Source organism: Azospirillum sp. A1-3, assembly GCF_023806445.1.
Taxonomy (GTDB): Bacteria; Pseudomonadota; Alphaproteobacteria; order Azospirillales; family Azospirillaceae; genus Azospirillum.
Map to the genome: position 1 here is coordinate 514,078 of NZ_JAMSLU010000005.1, position 16,290 is coordinate 530,367.

Genomic DNA, 16,290 nt, shown 5'->3' on the forward strand with positions numbered 1-16,290 from the left:
GGATCAGATCACGATGCCGGCCAGAGCGGGGCTCTGGTCGAGGGCGTCGGCGAGGATTTCCAGCATGCGGCGGCAATCGGCGCGGGTCACCGGGGCGCCGAGGCAGATGCGCAGGGCCTCCGGTGCCGGGCCGGCGGTGAGGAAGACGTCGCTGACGGCGGCAGCGATGCCGGCGCTGCGCAGATGGGCGGCGAACTCCCCGCGCGTCCAGGCCGGCGGCAGGGTCAGCCACAGGTGGAAGCCTTCCGTGTGGGCGGTGAGCGATCCGGCCGGAAGCAGGTCGCGGGCGATGCGCTGACGCGCCGTGGCCTCGGCGCGGATGGCGGTCAGCAGGGCGTCGGCGGTGCCGTCGGTGATCCATTGGGTGGCGGCGGCTGCGGGGATCGGCGGGGTGCCGAGGATGGTGGCGCGCTGGGCGGCGGCGAGCCGCATCGCCTGACGCGCGTCGGGGGCGGCGACATAGGTGACGCGCAGGCCGGGCGCCACGCATTTGGCAAGGCCGACGACGTGGAAGGTCACGTCGGGGGCCAGGGCGGCGATCGGCGGCGGGGCATCCTGAGGCAGCACGCCGTAGATGTCGTCCTCGATGATCGGGATGTTGTGCGTGCGGGCGATGGCGGCGATGGCGGCGCGCCGCTCGGCCGGCAGGGTCGCCGTCGTCGGGTTGTGCAGGGTGGGGGTGCAGTAGAGCGCCTTCGGGGCATGGGCCTCCACCGCCGTGCGCAGGGCGTCGGGGTCGAGGCCGTCGCCGTCCATCGCCACCCCGACCACCCGCAGGCCGAGCTGCCGCGCGATGGCCTTGAAGCCGGGATAGGTCAGCGCCTCCGTACAGACGGTGTCGCCGGGGCGGGTGAGCATGCAGAGCAGGGCGAGCAGGGCGCTCTGCGTGCCGGGGCAGACGACGATCCGGCCGCTATCCTCAAGGTTGGGCAGACGCCTGCCGAGCCAATGCGCGCCGGCGGCACGGTCGTCCTCCCCAGCGCGGAAACCGGCGTCCGCCTCGGGATAGCGCAGCAGCGTTTGCGGGTCGAGGCGCAGCATCGCCTGGGCCAGCCCCCGCCGCACGCGGTCCAGCAACTCCGGGGAATCGGGCAGCGGCGGCTGGTTCATGGTCATGTCGATGACCGCGGCCGGGGCGAAGGCCTGGCGCTGGGGCGGGACAGGTGCGGCGCTTTCCGATGGCGCATTCGGTGCGCGGACGAAGGTGCCCTGGCCGACACGGGCGTCGAGCAGGCCACGGCGGCGGGCCTCGCTGTAGGCGCGGCTGACGGTGGTCAGATCGACCCCCACACGGTCGGCCAGCACCCGTTGCGGCGGCAGCCGCTGTCCCGCCGCCAGACGCCCGGCGGCGATATCGTCGGCAAGGGCATCGGCGATGGCGAGATAGACCGGCCGCGCGCGGTTGGTCAGGTCGGGCTGCCAGATGCCGGTGTCCGCCGCTTCGGCTTGCTCAGCGCTATCGGATTGCATGGTTTTCCTGGCCGTTCCCTTGCCCAAGTGCTGCGGCACTGTTGGTAGCATATGCGCGTTTAAGTGCGGGTGCTGCAAGCTATCACATTCGACGATCACTGCCCTCTCCCGGGGCGGGAGAGAGAGATTCCCCGTAGGCGATCCGCTCACGGCGCCAGGAAGACGCTGTCGTGCCGGACCGGCTGGCCGGCGTCGCTGTCGGGGGTCAGGGTGACGGTCACAGCGGTGGAGGAGTCGGTCAAGGCCGCATGGGGCACGCGGACCTGGATGCGGTAGGTCTCCACCGCGTTGGCGCGGGCGGATAGCGACAGCGCGCCGGCCTCGGTGCCGTCGCCGGACAGGCTCAGGCTCGCTTGCGGCAGGCCGGCGAGGGTGAGGCGGTAGTGGCGCTCCACCAGCGACATGTTGGCGATCTTGATGGTGTAGGCGTTTTGGATGCGGCCGTCGTTGAGCGTCACGAACAGCGGCGCCCGGTCTCGCAAGACGGAGATGTCGTTGCTGGACCTCATCGCCAGCGCGATCGTCATCACCCCGCCGACCACGACCAGCATCAGGCCATAGACAATGGTGCGCGGCCGGATCAGGCGGTAGCGGGGCGGCGGAGCGGCGGTGGCCTTTGCCGCCTGGGACGTCAGCGTGTCGAAGCGGATCAGGTCGCCGGGCCGGCCGATGCGCGCCATCACGTCGTTGCAGGCGTCGACGCACAGGCCGCAGCCGATGCATTCCATCTGGATGCCGTCGCGGATGTCGATGCCGGTCGGGCAGACCTGGACGCATTGCCCGCAGTCGATGCAGTCGCCAAAACCCTGGTGGGTGCGGGTGTCCCAGCCCTCGCTCTTGCGCAGCGGCGCGCGTCCCTCGCCGCGCCAGTCCTGATAGGTGACGACCAGACTGTCCTCGTCCAGCATGGCGGCCTGGATGCGCGGCCAGGGACAGACGTAGAAGCACATCTGTTCGCGCATGAATCCCGCCATCGCATAGGTGCAGGCGGCGATGAACAGGACGGAGCCGGCGGCGAGCGCCGAGGCGTCGAAGCGCAGCAAATCAACCGCCAGCGTCGGCGCGTCGGTCAGATAGGCGATGCCGAGGAAGCCGGTGACCAGCGAGACCGCCAGCCACGCCGCATGCTTGACCGTCTTTTTCGCCAGCCAGCCGGCGGTCCAGGGGTGCCGGTCGAGGCGGATGCGGTCGCCGCGGTCGCCCTCCACCCGCCGCTCCACCCAGACGAACAGGTCGGTCCACACCGTTTGCGGACAAGTGAAGCCGCACCAGACCCGGCCGCCGAGCGCGGTCGCCAGGAACAGGCCGATGGCGGCCAGAATCATCACGCCGGTGATGTAGTAGACATGTTGCGGCCACAGCTGCAGGGCGAAGATGTAGAAGCGCTGGCTGCCCAGGTCGAACAGGACCGCCTGATCCGGCAGGCCCGGCCCGCGGTCCCAGCGCAGCCAGGGGATGACGGCGAACAGCGCCAGCAGGACCACGCCCAACAGCGTCTTCACGCGCCGGTATCGCCCGCGCACCGCCTTGGGATGGATCTTGCGGTGGGAGGCATAGGCTGGACCTGGGGCCGGACCTGGGGTTGGGGCCTGCTCCGGGGGGACGGTCGCATGGTCCGGGCGGCGGGTGACGATGGGCGCATCGCTGGGCATGGATCACCTGACACGAAGAAACCGTCCGGCCGTCCACCCGCGCCTGTCAGGCGTATGGAGCGATGGCCCTCCGGCGATGTGTCTTGTATGGGTTAATCGTACGGGTCGCTCAAGGGCATTGTACGGATACCGGCGCCCGGAAGGCCGTTGTGCGGCGGTTTGACGCACGGTATTTGACGCTAGGATGGGGCACGTAATCCATACAACAGATCGGTTTGACCTCAATCCAATGAATTGTATGGTTTTCGGGCATCGTCAGCCGCCATTGCCGCGCCGGATTTGCGGCGCACATTGTCTGCGACTGGAGACGACCAAGCGACAGGACAGATGAGCGGAAAGTCTAAGCACAGGCAGGGCAGGGCGACGGATAATCCCTGCATCGGCCTCTGCCGGTTCGGTGGCGACGGCGCCTGCCTGGGCTGCCATCGCACCAAGGCGGAGGTGAAGGGATGGAAGCGGCTGAGCGATGCGGCCAAGGCGGCGATCAACGACAGGATCGCCAAAGGGAGCAGGCTAGCTGTCCAGGTTGAACCGGCCGAAGGAAAGGCGCCGCGCAAGCGGCTGCGCAAGCTCGACCGTAAGATCGGCAAGCTGGAATCGAAGCTCGCCGCCTTGCGGGCTGAGCGCGACCGCGTGGCGGGCGCCGGCCCGGCCGGATAGGCAGCGTCGGTGGTGCCGCGTCAGGGTTCCGAAAGGAAGGCCCGGATCGCTTCGACCACCTCGTCCTCGCATTCGCGGTGGGGGACGTGGCCGGTGTCGGGCAGCAGGCGGACGATTCCGCGTCCGGCGGCGATGCGGGCGGGGTGCTCGGCCGACCCGTATTCGTCGCGGTCGCCATGCAGGGCCAGCACCGGGCAACGGACCTGCGACAGCGGCGTGTCCAGGGTCCAGCCGGCGAAAGCGGGAGACAGCCAGCTTTCGGTCCAAGCATCGACCGCCCAGCGCGCCTTGTCGCCCTGGTATCTCGCCAGTCGGGCGAGCTGCGCCGGATCCTGGAAGCCCTGTTTCGCCACGCGGATGCCGTCCAGCGTCCGCTCCTCGACGAAGGCCTGGGCGGCGATGGTCACCAGCGCCCGGCAACGGGCGGGGAAGTGCGCCGCGGTCTCCACCGCCATGCCGCCGCCGACGCTGTGGCCGCAGGCGACGAAATCGCCGATATCGAGCCGTTCGAGCAGGAGGGGGATGGTATCCCGCGCCTCCGCCGCGACGAAATCGCGGGCGAGGACGCCGGGGTGGGGATCGGATCGGCCGAAGCCGAGCCGGTCATAGGCGACGACCCGCCGCGCCGTCGCTGCGGCAAGGCGAGCCGGGAAGCTGCGCCACAGTTCGACGCAGCCCAGGGAATCGTGGAACAGCAGGATGGGCGGGAGGGTGCCGGCGGTCTCCGTGTTTGGGGTCCAGTCCTTCACATAGAGACGGCCGGCGGGTGTGGGGATGAGGCGATCCTGGTCGCTGACGGCGGTGGTCATGTCGTCCGGTTGCTGGTGCAGTCGAGGTCGGACGGCAGGATAGCATGAATTGCCGCCCCTCACGCCCGTGCGCGCAGATAGGGGGTCATGCGCCATTCCGCGTGACGGATCAGGCGGGTGGCGATGAAGTTGATCAGCAAATAGAGGATGCCGGCGACGATGAAGATCTCGAAGACCGCGAAGGTCTGGGCGATCATGCGCCGGGCGACGCCGGTGATCTCCATCATCGTGATGGTGCTGGCGAGCGAGCTGGCCTTCACCATCAGAATCACCTCGTTGCCGTAGGCCGGCAGCATTTGGCGGATCGCCACCGGCAGGACGATGCGGCGGAACACCCGCAGCCGCGACATGCCGCAGGCCCGTGCCGCCTCCACCTGTCCCTGCGGCACGGTTTCGATGGCACCGCGCAGGATCTCGGAGGTGTAGGCGCCGGTGTTGAGCGCCAGCGCCAGGATGGCGCACCACATCGGCTGGCTGAGGATGGGCCACAGGACGCTGTCCCGCACGACATCGATCTGGCTGAGGCCGTAATAGATCAGGAAGATCTGCACCAGCAGCGGCGTGCCGCGGAAGACGAAGGTGTAGGCGGAGGTCAGCGCCACCGCCACGCGGTTGCCGGACAGGCGCAGAAGCGCGGTGGCGAAGGCCAGCACCGCACCGAAGGCGAGCGCCAGCGCCACCAGTTCGAGCGTCAGGGGCAAGGCCGCGAGCAAGCGCGGCAGGCTGTCCCACATCAGAGTCCAGTTCATCGTCAGGCCCTCCGCACGCCGCGGCTGGCGTAGCGCTCGGCCCGCTGGAACGCCGTGGTCGAGACGGTGGTCAGCGCGAGGTACAGCAGGGCGGCGACGCTGTAGAACAGGAAGGATTGCCGGGTGGAGCCGGCGGCGATGTGCGCGACGCGCATGATCTCGGCCAGCGCGGTGACGGAGATGAGCGCGGTGTCCTTCAGCGTCAACTGCCAGACATTGCCGAGGCCGGGCAGGGCGAAGCGCAGGGTCTGCGCGGCACCAGCACCCGGCGCAGGATACGCCAGCGCCCCATGCCGCAGGCGCGTGCCGCCTCGATCTGGCCGTAGGGCACCGCTTTGACGGCGCCGCGGATGACCTCGGTCGAATAGGCGCCGGAGATCAGGCCGACGGCGGCGACACCGATGGAGAAGGCGTTCAGCTCGACATAGCCGCTGTAGCCGAAGACGCCGGCCACCGCCATGATCATGCCGGACCCGCCGAAGAACAGCAGGTAGATCACCAGCAGTTCGGGCACGCCGCGCACGGCGGTGGTGTAAAGCTCCGCCAGACCCTTCAGCAGGATGCTGTCGCTGAGCTTGGCGGCGGCGCCGGCGGCTCCGAAAGCGAGGCCGAGCAGGAAGGAGGACAGCGCCACCGCGACGGTCATCGCCGTTCCGGACAGCAGCTGTGGCCCCCAGCCGTGCAGGCCCTGGGTTATGAAGTCCAGCATCGGCGTTCCCTTTGTCGATTGTTCCGAAGGACGCGGGTTGCTGCGTCAGGCGGCGAGATGGCGGGACAGGAACTGCCGCACGCGGTCGGACTCGGGGTTGGTCAGCACCGTGTCGGGCGCCCCTTCCTCCTCGATGCGGCCCTGGTGGAGGAAGACGACCTTGGAGGAGACCTCGCGGGCGAAGTCCATCTCGTGCGTCACCAGGATCATGGTGCGCCCTTCGTCCGCCAGTTGGCGGATGACGCGCAGAACCTCGCCGACCAGTTCGGGGTCGAGGGCGGAGGTCGGCTCGTCGAACAGCATCACCTTCGGCTGCATGGCGAGCGCGCGGGCGATGGCGGCGCGCTGCTGCTGGCCGCCGGAGAGCTGGACCGGGTAGCAATCGGCCTTGCCCAGGATGCCGACCTTGTCCAGCAGGCTGCGCGCGAGGTCGATGGCGTCGGCCTTCGGCACGCCAAGGACATGCACCGGCGCCTCGATGACATTCTCCAGGATGGTCATGTGGGTCCAGAGATTGAAGTTCTGGAACACCATACCCAGGCTGGTGCGGATGCGGTCGACCTGCCGGGAATCGGCCGGCATGGTCCGCCCGCCGCGCGCCGTCTTCATCGCGATGGTCTCGCCGCAGATGGTGACGCGTCCCTCGTCGGGGACCTCCAGCATGTTGATGCAGCGGAGCAGCGTGCTCTTGCCCGAGCCTGAGGAGCCGATCAGCGTGATGACATCGCCTTCGCGGGCGGTCAGCGACACGCCTTTCAGCACCTCCAGCGATCCGAACCGTTTGTGGATGCCGTCCGCCTGCACGGCGATGGTGGCGGCAGGGTTGGTGGGAGGGTGGCGGTGCGCCGGCCCGTCCTGGCCGAGGCTGGCGATACGATCGATGGCGATGCGATGCTGGTCCATGCGGCGTCCCGTTTTCGTTGGGGACACGGAGCATCAGCGAAGCAGACGGCGGCCGGAAGATGAAAAAGTGACGGAAGACTCGGGTAAAATTGCCAGATTGGAAGCTTGGGCTGCGCGAATTGGCAAATCGGCGGTGGCCTATAGCCGGGCGCGGGTGCTGCGTGGGGTGTTCAGCAGAAGGTTCGTCTCGCTGGTGGTGATGCCGGGAATAAGGCGGATTCGGCGCAGCACCCCGTCGAATTCCGGCAGGCTGGCGGCCGACAGCTCGACGATCAGATCCCAACGTCCGTTGGTGCTGTGGATCTCCATGATCTCGGGGAAGCCGCTGAGCGTCCGCACCACGCGGTCGGTGGCCTGCCCCTCCACCTCGATCAGCATGATGCCGCGCACCGGCGCCTCCACCGTGTCGGCGCGCAGGATCACGGTGTAGCCGGTGATGATGCCGGAGCTTTCCAGCCGCTCCATCCGCGACCGCACCGTCGCCCGCGAGACGCCCAGTTCGATGGCAAGGTCGGAAATGCTGCGGCGGCCGTCATGGCGCAGCAGGGTGATGAGCTTCTCGTCGAGCTGGTCGAGCGTCATGGTCAGCGGCCCTTCGACATTCTGGCAAGCTTGGCTGTTCAGTTTGGTAGGCCGGATGGAGAGTTTTGTCAAATTGCCCTGTCCGTTCCGCCGGAAGCTTGTGGTTTGCTGGTGGGAGGAACAGGCAAGAGACCAAACAATGTCCTACCAGAAGACAAAGACGAAGCAGTGCCGGCTGGTCGGCGTGCCGGTACAGGATGGGGCGGGCCGGCTGGGCTGCGAAATGGGGCCCAGCGCCTACCGCACCGCCGGCATCGCGCGGACTCTGTCGGACCTCGGCCACAGCGTCACCGATCTGGGCAATGTGGCGCCGGTGCCGCAACGGCCGATGGCGCACGGCAACGCCGCGCTGAAATTCCTGCCGGAAGTGGCGGGCTGGACCGCCGCGCTGTCGCAGATCGCCTATGAGGCGAGCGCCGGGCAGGACGCCATGCCGATCTTTATGGGCGGCGACCACAGCCTTGCCGCCGGCACCCTGACCGGGCTGGCGCAACGCGCCGCCGAGATGAGGCGGCCGCTGTTCGTGCTGTGGCTGGATGCGCATCCGGATTTCCACACGTTGGAGACGACGGAGAGCGGCAATCTGCATGGCGTGCCGATGGCCTATGCCACCGGGCGGGGCGGTTTCGACGGCTATTTCCCGCCGCCGCCGGCCCGGCTCGACCCCCACAATGTCTGCATGATGGGCATCCGCAGCGTCGATCCGGCCGAACGGCGCGCGCTGGAGACCTCCGGCATCACCGTCCACGACATGCGCAAGATCGACGAGCATGGCATCGTCGCCCTGCTGCGGCCGTTCCTGGAGCGGGTGGTGGAGGCGGACGGGCTGCTGCATGTCAGCCTGGATGTCGATTTCCTCGATCCCGGCATCGCGCCCGGCGTCGGCACCACGGTTCCCGGCGGCGCCACCTTCCGCGAGGCGCATCTGGTCATGGAGATGCTGCACGACACCGGCCTTGTCAGCAGCGTCGATCTGGTGGAACTGAACCCCTTCCTGGACGAGCGCGGCCGGACCGCGACCCTGATGGTGGAACTGTTGGCGAGCCTGATGGGGCGCCGCGTTCTCGACTATCCCACCCGCAGCTTTTGATCGACTGGAGCGTCCGACAATGATCCCGAACCTGAACCTCGTTCCCTTCGTCAGCGTCGATCACATGATGAAGCTGGTGCTGCACATCGGCGTGGAGCGCTTCCTGACCGAGCTGTCGGCCTATGTCGAGGAGGACTTCCGCCGCTGGGAGAGCTTCGACAAGACGCCGCGGGTGGCCTCGCACAGCGCGGAAGGCGTGATCGAGCTGATGCCGACCAGCGACGGCCGCACCTATGGCTTCAAGTATGTGAACGGCCATCCGAAGAACACGCGGGAAGGGCGGCAGACCGTCACCGCCTTCGGCGTGCTGGCCGATGTCGGCAATGGCTATCCGGTGCTGATGACGGAGATGACGATCCTGACGGCGCTGCGCACCGCCGCAACCTCCGCCGTCGCCGCCAAGCATCTGGCGCCGAAGGATGCGGCCTGCATGGCGATCATCGGCAACGGGGCGCAGGCGGAATTCCAGGCGCTGGCCTTCAAGGCGCTGCTGGGCATCCGGAAACTGCGGCTTTACGACATCGACCCGGCGGCGACGCAGAAATGCGTGCGCAACCTGCGCGACCAGGGCTTCGAGATCACCGCCTGCAAGTCGACCGAGGAAGCGGTGGAAGGCGCGCAGATCATCACCACCGTAACGGCCGACAAGCAGTATGCCACCATCCTGACCGACAACATGGTCGGGGCCGGCGTGCACATCAACGCGGTCGGCGGCGATTGCCCCGGCAAGACGGAGCTGCACCGCGACATCCTGTTGCGGTCGGACATCTTCGTCGAATACCCGCCGCAGACGCGGATCGAGGGCGAGATTCAGCAGCTGGCCCCCGACCATCCGGTGACGGAACTGTGGACGGTGATGACCGGACAGGCGGTCGGCCGGCGCGACGCGCGGCAGATCACGCTGTTCGATTCGGTCGGCTTCGCGACGGAGGACTTCTCCGCCCTGCGCTATGTCCGCGACAAGGTGGCGGGGACCGGCCTCTACGAGAACCTGGACATGCTGGCCGATCCGGACGAGCCGCGCGACCTGTTCGGCATGATCCTGCGCGCCGCGAAACCGGCGCCGGTGGGTGAGGCGGCGTGATGATTGCCGCAAATATGTGAGGAAATCTTTCTCGGCCGTCATTCCCGCGAAGGCGGCGATCCGGGAAACTCCGCAGATCAGCGGCGGATGTGGCTGGATTCGCCTTAGCGGGAATGACAACCGACAAAATTGCTTTATTCCAACGTCTTACGTGACGCTGAGATGTGTGCATCCCGTAGCCCCTGGGGGAGAGGGGGAAGCAGGGCCTACCCCAGCAACCGCTCGAACAGGTCCTCGCCGCCCATCTGCCCGCCTTTCAGCATCAGTTCCAACCCCTCGACCGCCGGATCGTCGGCATGGGTGCGGCTGACGGTGACGCCCGGCGCCAGCGTGCAGCGATAGGACAATCCCCAGCACCCCAGCGCCCGCACCGCGAGGCTGGAGGTATCCCCGCCGGCGATCCCCACACGCCGCAACCGCACGCTCCGCAGCACCGCCGCCACGAACGCCGCCGTCGCCGCCGCGACCCGCCCGGCCTGCGCGGTGTCCGCCGTTCCGGCTTCCGCCGGCGCGGTCCAGACCAGCGTGTGGCGCCCGGCGCGTAGCGATGCCGCTACCTCCCCCAACAACGCCTCCGCATAGCCGGCATCCGCGCACAGCGCCGCCGCATCGGCCTGGATGCGCGTGTAGGACCCCGCCGCCTCAACCTGCCGCCGCGTCACCGGAGACAGGCTGCCCGCCATCAGGAAGACCGGCGAGTCCGCCGTACCGAGCGGCACCTCTTCCGTTTGAGCACCAGAGCCGACCGCCCAATGCGCCACCAGCGCCTGCGCCACGCTGCTCGGCCCAACCGCCAGCAACGCCTCGCGCTCCGCTCGTTCCCAGATCAGCCGCCCGATGATGGCGAGGTCCTCACCGCGCGCCACGTCCAGCAGAAGCGCCGACGGTCCTTCCGCCAAAAGCCGCTCCAGCCGCCCGTCCAGCGCGTCGCCGTCCATCCCGTAATCCGGAAAGTGCAGCGCCGCCATCCCCTCCAGCCCCTGCGCCGCGAGATGCCTGCGCAAATCCGCCTCCGCCATCGGGGTGACGGGATGGACGCTCATCGTCGGGTGGCGGTCGATGCGATGGACCGTGCCGCCGGTGCCCGCCGCGGCGAACAGGGTGCTGAACAGGCAATAGCGCCCGATGTTCGGCTGCCCGCCCACCACCGGCCGGAAGCGGTTGGGAAAATGCGGCGCCAGCGTCCGCACCGCCTCCCCGATGCTGCCGACTTGGGGGGCGCTGTCGAAGGTGGAACAGCATTTATAGTGCATCACCGGCACGCCCAGCCCGGCGAAGAAGCGCCCGACCGGTTCCAGCTCCGCCCGCATCGCGTCCGGGGCCATGCTGCGCGCCGCCCCGGCGATCCCCACCGCGTCGAGCGGCCCCGCTTCCCTCAGCCGGGCGACGTCCGGCACGTCGAGGAACAGCAGCGCCCGCTGCCCGGCCTTCGCCAGGGCCGCCAGCGTGTCGGTTGCCCCGGTGAAGTCGTCGCCGTACCAGCCGAGCCTCGGTCCCGCCGCCATCGCGCTCAGCCCTTCTTGCCGAAGAAGTCCAGCGACCGCCGCAGCTCCGGCAACTCCCTCGCCGCGTCATCCAGGCTGCGCCCGGCCCGCACGGCGTCCCAGGCCTGCCGGATGCTCAGCACGCCGGCCGCCGGCCCGTCGGGATGGGCCATGATGCCGCCGCCGGACATGAACATCAGGTCCGCCGTCCCCACCGCCTCCCAGGTGACCGGCACCGTGCCGGCCCACTGCCCCGACGAGAAGGCCGGCATCACCGCGTCGGCCCCGTCCACCGCATCCGCCGCCAGCGGCGCCAGACAGGCCCGCGCCCCGTCGATCACCTCCGCGTCGGGCTGGGCGAACTTGCCGTTCAGCCCGTGGACATGCATGTGGTCCACCCCCGTCAGCCGCCACAGCGCCTGATAGGCGTCGAAGCCGATGCCCAGCAGCGGATGGCGCGACAGGGCGCCGAAGCCGTTGCGGTGGCCGTGCAGCGCCAGCCCGCTGTGCCGGCGCAGCGTCTGCACCGCCGAATAGCCGCACCAGTTCAGGCTGACCATGATGCAGGACCCGCCCTCGCGCTCCACCAGATCGGCGTGGCGACGCATGGCGTCGGTCTCGTCGGTGATGTTGAAGGCGACCATCACATGCTTTCCGGTGCGGTCCTGGTGCCGGCGCACCCGATCCATCACTGCCGGGATGCGCTGCGCCAGCGGCGCATGGGCCGGATCGGCGCAGATCTCGTCGTCCTTGATGAAGTCCAGCCCGGCGGCGCATAGCGTGCCGACCAGCTCGCCGGTCTCCTCCGCCGACAGCCCGACATTCGGCTTGATGATCGAGCCGACCAGCGGCCCGTCCGCCACCCCGGTCAGCCGCCGCGTGCCGGCGACGCCGTGGCGCGGCAGGTCGAACTGCGCGCGGTAGGCCTGCGGGATGCGCAAGCTCTCCAACCGCAGTCCCGTCACCTCGCCCAGGTCATAGAGGTTGCCGGCGACCGTCGCCGCCAGTGTCGGCAGATTGGCGCCGATGTTGGCGGTGGGGAAGGAGATGGTGACGCGCGCCCGCTGCCACGGTCCGGGATTCCGCTGGCGCTCCAGCCAGGTGTTCGGTAGGGCAGGGGCGTCGGCGACGTCCAGCTTCTCAACGGATTCGACGATGGCGCGGGCACGGGCGCGCAAATCGTCGGTCTCGCCATGGACGCGGGTGAAGGTGCCGCAGGACTGCTCGCCCGCCATCACCTCCGCCACCTTGGCCGGGGCGAGGGGAGTTTCGATCAGATAGGTTGCTTCGATGCGGTCGGCGTGCATGGGAGCGCCTTTTAATCAGGTGGAGTGCTGTTGCCGGTTGCCCCCTCCCCATCCCTCCCCCTCTTCGAGGGAGAGGGGGCAGGAGCTTTGCGGGAGCTATGCAAAGGACGGCGGCAGTCCCCTCTCCCGCGAAGCGGGGGAGGGTTAGGGAGGGGGCAAAACGCCCCTACAAATCGCCCCTCACAACTTGCTCAAATCCGGAAACGGCCGCACCGGATCGCTGCCGTCCCAGCCCATCGACGCCTCGCGGATCAGGTCGAACATCTTGCCCTTCGGCCCCGCGACCTCCGACAGCTCGATCACCGTGCCCGGATGGTATTCGGTGTCGAAGTAAATGAACCGCCCCTTCTCGCCGACCTCGCCGCTCATCACCGGCTTGAAGCCCTGGCTCAGCAGCCGTTCCAGGTCGGCGTCGTAATCCTCGGTCCAATAGGCGACATGCTGCAGCCCGGTGTTCCCCGCTTGCAGAAAGTCGCGGTACATCGACGGCGCGTCGTTGCGGGTCTGGATCAGTTCCATCTGCAGCGGGCCGGAGTTGGCCAGCGCCACCGAATTGTGAACCTCGTAGCTTTCGCCGCGGTAGCTGTAGTTCCGGATCGGAACCCGCTCGTTGTAGAACCAGGGACCGATGCCGAGCGTGCGGCTCCAATAGTCCATGGCGGCCTCGATGTCGCGCACGACGTAGCCAGCCTGACGGATCTGGCCGAAGAATCGGCTCATTGAATGAACTCCGGATAAGAGGGAATTGGGTAGAGCCGGTGGCTTTAGCGAGCCAGGAAGCCGGTCGAAATCCAGGGAATGGCGGCGACGATCACCAGCCCGATCAGCAGCGCGCCGACATAGCCCCAGATGTGCTTCAGGCCGTCGTCGGGATTGACCTTGCTGATGGCGCAGGCGCCGTAATAGCCGACGCCGAAGGGCGGGGCGAACAGGCCGATGCCCATGGCGAAGATGACGACCATCGCATAGTGCACCTCGTGCACCCCGGCCGCGCGGGCGATGGGGAACAGCAGCGGGCCGAACAGCACGATGGCGGGGATGCCCTCCAGAACGCTGCCCAGGATGATGAAGGCGACAATGGAGATGGCGAGGAAGCCATAGGCGCCGCCGGGAATGCCGGCCATGAAGCGCGCCAGATCGGACGAGAAGCCGGACTGGGTCAGGCCCCAGGCCATCGAGGTGGCGCAGCCGACGATGAAGATGATGGCCCCGGTCAGCGACGCCGTCTCGATCAGCATCGGCTTCAGCCGGCGCCAGTCGAACTGGCGGTAGATCAGCAGCCCGACCACGGTGGAATAGGCGATGCCGATGGTCGACACCTCGGTCGCCGTCGCGATGCCCTCGACCACCGCGGCGCGGATGACGAAGGGCAGCAGGATGGCGGGCAGCGCCACCATGGCAAGCCGGGCAATCTCACGGCCGGGGGTGCGCTCGACATGGCTCAGATCTTCCCGGCGGTAGCGCCGCCAGACCACGAAGCACAGGCAGGCACCCAGAACCACGCCCGGCAGCATGCCGCCGGTGAACAGCGCCGCGATCGACACGCCGGTGACCGAGCCGATGGTGATCAGCACGATGCTGGGCGGGATGGTCTCGGTCTGCGCGCCGGTCGCCGACAGCAGCGCCACCAGATCGCCGGGAGGGGCGCCGCGCTTCTTCATCTCCGGGAACAGCACCGGGGCAATGGCCGCCATGTCGGCGATCTTCGAACCGGAGATGCCGGAGACCAGATACATCGCGCCGATCAGCACATAGGACAGGCCGCCGCGCACATGGCCGAGCAGGCTGGCGAGGAACTGGATCATGGCGCGGGCCATGCCGGTCATCTCGATCAGCAGACCCAGGAAGACGAACAGCGGCACCGCCAGCAGGATCAGGTGGCTCATCCCCTCGTCCAGCCGGCCGACCATCACCAGCAGCGGCGTCGAGGTGGTCAGCGCCAGATAGGCGAAGGTGGCGAGCGCGAAGGAGAAGGCGATGGGCACCCCGGCGAAGACGTTGGCCGCCACCAGCCCGACGAAGAAGATCAGGAGGTTCAGCTGCCCCAGCGGTTTCAGCACCGGCCCGGCGACCCAGAAACCGGCGACGATGGCCCCCGTCACCAGCACCGCCGCCAGCGCGGTCAGCGGCCGGGCGACGCGCAGCAGCCGGAACAGCGCCGCCACCAGCATCAGCCCCAGCCCGACCGGCAGCGCCGCCGCCCGCCAGGCGTTGGAGACCTCCATCGCCGGGGTGGTGATGAACTGCTCCTCCATCGCGTAATCGACGGCGTGATAGAGAATCAGCGCCAGGAAGGCGATGGGGGCGGTGATGGCGATGCATTCCAGCAGGCTGCGCACCTGCGGGCCGACGCGGCTGACCAGACCGGTCATCCGCATATGCTCGCCCCGGCGCAAGGCGACCACCGCGCCCAGCATCGACAGCCACAGGAACAGGATCGAGGCCAGCTCGTCCGACCACACCAGCGGGGTGTGGAAGAGGTAGCGGGCGGTGACGCCGGCCAGCAGCACGACGATCTCGACCAGCACCAGAAGGCCCGCCACGACCTCGACCCCGACGGACAGGCCGTGGTCGATCCTGCGCAGCAGCGAAGCGCCGCCGCCGGCAATGCCGCCGGGAGCGTCCACGTAGCCGTGGACCGGTTCGGACATGTGGGACATGACGGGGGGTTCCTTCATGGGACAGGACCAGGGAGGGCAGGGGATGCGGTCAGGCGAGCTTGCCGACCGCCTCCTCCAGCAGGCCCCACGCCTCGTCGCCGAAGCGGCCCTTCCATTCGCCGTAGAAGCCGCTGTCGCGCAGCTTGGCGCGGAAGCTGTCGGGCGACGGCTGGTTGAAGGTCAGCCCCTTCGATTCCAGGTCGGTGCGGACCGACTGGTTCAGTGCCTTGATGTCGCCGCGCTGGGCCATGCCGGCGTCGTTGATGGCGTTGGCGACGATGGTCTGCATGTCCGGCGGCAGGCCCTTCCAGGCGCGGCCGTTGGCGATGAACCAGAAGCCGTCCCAGATGTGGTTCGACAGCGAGCAGTATTTCTGCACCTCGAACAGCTTGGCGACCTGGATGATCGGCAGCGGGTTTTCCTGCGCATCGACGATCCGGGTCTGCAGCGACGAATAGACCTCGCTGAACTGCAGGCTGGTGGGGGAGGCGCCCAGACCCTTGAACATGGCGATGGACAGCGGGCTGACCGGCACGCGGATCTTCAGGCCGTCCATGTCGGCGGCGGAATTGATCGGCTTGTCGCCGCTGGTCATCTGGCGGAAGCCGTTGTCCCACATCTTGTCGAAGGCATGGAGCCCGACCTTGGAGATGGCGTTGCGGACATGGGCGCCCAGCTTGCCGTCCATCGCCTTCCACACCTGATCGTAGTCGGAGAAGGCGAAGCCGACCGCGTTGATCGCGGCGACCGGAACCAGCGTGGCGATCACCAGCGCCGACGGCGTGAAGAAGGTCAGGCCGCCGCTGCGCACCTGGGACAGCATGTCGGTGTCGCCGCCCAACTGGTTGTTCGGGAAGATCTTGATCTCGACCTTGCCGTTCGTCTCCTTGGCGATGCGATCCGCCGCCTGCTGGGCGCGGACGTTCAGCGGATGGCTCAGCGGCAGGTTGTTGCCGTACTTCAGCTCATACTCGGCGGCGCGGGCGATGTGTGGCATGCCGATGACGGCACCGGCGGCCCCGATCGCGGGGGCGGTGGCGATGGCCTTCAGCATCGTGCGGCGGCTCAGACTGGTCATTTCAAACCTCCCATGGATTACCGGCCGACGTTGCTGTTTCCGGCCTTGCGTTT

The 16,290-nt window shown here is 68.3% G+C and carries 16 protein-coding genes; 3 read left to right on the plus strand and 13 right to left on the minus strand.

Features of this window, described 5'->3' with window-relative positions; translation table 11 throughout:
• Positions 1-3: 3 nt before the first annotated feature.
• A complete protein-coding gene (locus M5E06_RS26965) occupies positions 4-1,470 on the minus strand; it encodes an aminotransferase-like domain-containing protein (RefSeq protein WP_252140864.1) in 1,467 nt (488 codons plus the stop codon).
• 146 nt (positions 1,471-1,616) lie between these two features.
• Entirely contained in the window at positions 1,617-3,122 is a 1,506-nt protein-coding gene (gene ccoG, locus M5E06_RS26970) for a cytochrome c oxidase accessory protein CcoG (protein WP_252140865.1), read from the minus strand.
• Positions 3,123-3,449: 327 nt separating this feature from the next.
• On the opposite strand from ccoG, the gene M5E06_RS26975 reads away from it, so the two are divergent.
• Positions 3,450-3,782: a DUF1289 domain-containing protein gene (locus tag M5E06_RS26975; protein WP_252140866.1), complete on the plus strand. Its 333-nt coding sequence runs from the start codon at positions 3,450-3,452 to the stop codon at positions 3,780-3,782.
• A gap of 20 nt (positions 3,783-3,802) precedes the next feature.
• Here the strand turns inward: M5E06_RS26975 and M5E06_RS26980 are convergent, their stop codons facing one another.
• The 6 genes from M5E06_RS26980 to M5E06_RS27000 form a co-directional block, all read right to left on the minus strand.
• Complete coding sequence (locus M5E06_RS26980) at positions 3,803-4,591, minus strand: alpha/beta fold hydrolase (protein WP_252140867.1); 789 nt, start codon at positions 4,589-4,591, stop codon at positions 3,803-3,805.
• A 59-nt stretch (positions 4,592-4,650) separates the two neighbouring features.
• The gene (locus M5E06_RS26985) at positions 4,651-5,340 is read right to left on the minus strand and encodes an ABC transporter permease (protein WP_252140868.1); all 690 of its coding nucleotides are present in this window, start codon (positions 5,338-5,340) and stop codon (positions 4,651-4,653) included.
• Positions 5,341-5,342: 2 nt separating this feature from the next.
• A complete protein-coding gene (locus M5E06_RS35920; RefSeq protein ID WP_353654365.1) occupies positions 5,343-5,546 on the minus strand; it encodes an ABC transporter permease family protein in 204 nt (67 codons plus the stop codon).
• Positions 5,543-6,049, minus strand: a complete 507-nt coding sequence (locus M5E06_RS26990) for an ABC transporter permease subunit (protein WP_353654366.1) — start codon at positions 6,047-6,049, stop codon at positions 5,543-5,545. The genes M5E06_RS35920 and M5E06_RS26990 overlap by 4 nt, the downstream gene beginning before the upstream one ends.
• A 45-nt stretch (positions 6,050-6,094) precedes the next feature.
• Positions 6,095-6,952, minus strand: a complete 858-nt coding sequence (locus M5E06_RS26995) for an ABC transporter ATP-binding protein (protein ID WP_252140869.1) — start codon at positions 6,950-6,952, stop codon at positions 6,095-6,097.
• Positions 6,953-7,090: 138 nt separating this feature from the next.
• Entirely contained in the window at positions 7,091-7,606 is a 516-nt protein-coding gene (locus M5E06_RS27000) for an Lrp/AsnC family transcriptional regulator (protein ID WP_353654367.1), read from the minus strand.
• Positions 7,607-7,673: 67 nt separating this feature from the next.
• Here M5E06_RS27000 and rocF point away from each other — a divergent pair, with 67 nt between their 5' ends.
• Positions 7,674-8,624, plus strand: coding sequence for an arginase (gene rocF / locus M5E06_RS27005; RefSeq protein WP_252140870.1), 951 nt, complete (start codon positions 7,674-7,676; stop codon positions 8,622-8,624).
• A gap of 19 nt (positions 8,625-8,643) precedes the next feature.
• A complete protein-coding gene (gene ocd / locus M5E06_RS27010; RefSeq protein ID WP_252140871.1) occupies positions 8,644-9,708 on the plus strand; it encodes an ornithine cyclodeaminase in 1,065 nt (354 codons plus the stop codon).
• Positions 9,709-9,914: 206 nt separating this feature from the next.
• On the opposite strand, the gene M5E06_RS27015 is transcribed toward ocd, so the two are convergent.
• From M5E06_RS27015 to M5E06_RS27035, 5 genes are all read right to left on the minus strand, one after another.
• Positions 9,915-11,213 carry a four-carbon acid sugar kinase family protein gene (locus M5E06_RS27015; RefSeq protein ID WP_252140872.1) on the minus strand — a complete coding sequence of 433 codons (1,299 nt, stop codon included), beginning with the start codon at positions 11,211-11,213 and terminating at the stop codon, positions 9,915-9,917.
• 5 nt (positions 11,214-11,218) lie between these two features.
• Positions 11,219-12,499 carry a ribulose-bisphosphate carboxylase large subunit family protein gene (locus M5E06_RS27020; RefSeq protein WP_252140873.1) on the minus strand — a complete coding sequence of 427 codons (1,281 nt, stop codon included), beginning with the start codon at positions 12,497-12,499 and terminating at the stop codon, positions 11,219-11,221.
• Positions 12,500-12,679: 180 nt separating this feature from the next.
• The gene (locus M5E06_RS27025) at positions 12,680-13,219 is read right to left on the minus strand and encodes a VOC family protein (RefSeq protein WP_252140874.1); all 540 of its coding nucleotides are present in this window, start codon (positions 13,217-13,219) and stop codon (positions 12,680-12,682) included.
• A 44-nt stretch (positions 13,220-13,263) separates the two neighbouring features.
• Positions 13,264-15,159: a TRAP transporter large permease gene (locus tag M5E06_RS27030; RefSeq protein ID WP_252140875.1), complete on the minus strand. Its 1,896-nt coding sequence runs from the start codon at positions 15,157-15,159 to the stop codon at positions 13,264-13,266.
• A 49-nt stretch (positions 15,160-15,208) separates the two neighbouring features.
• On the minus strand, positions 15,209-16,237 hold the full coding sequence (locus M5E06_RS27035) for a TRAP transporter substrate-binding protein (protein ID WP_252140876.1): 1,029 nt from the start codon (positions 16,235-16,237) through the stop codon (positions 15,209-15,211).
• Positions 16,238-16,290: the final 53 nt, after the last annotated feature.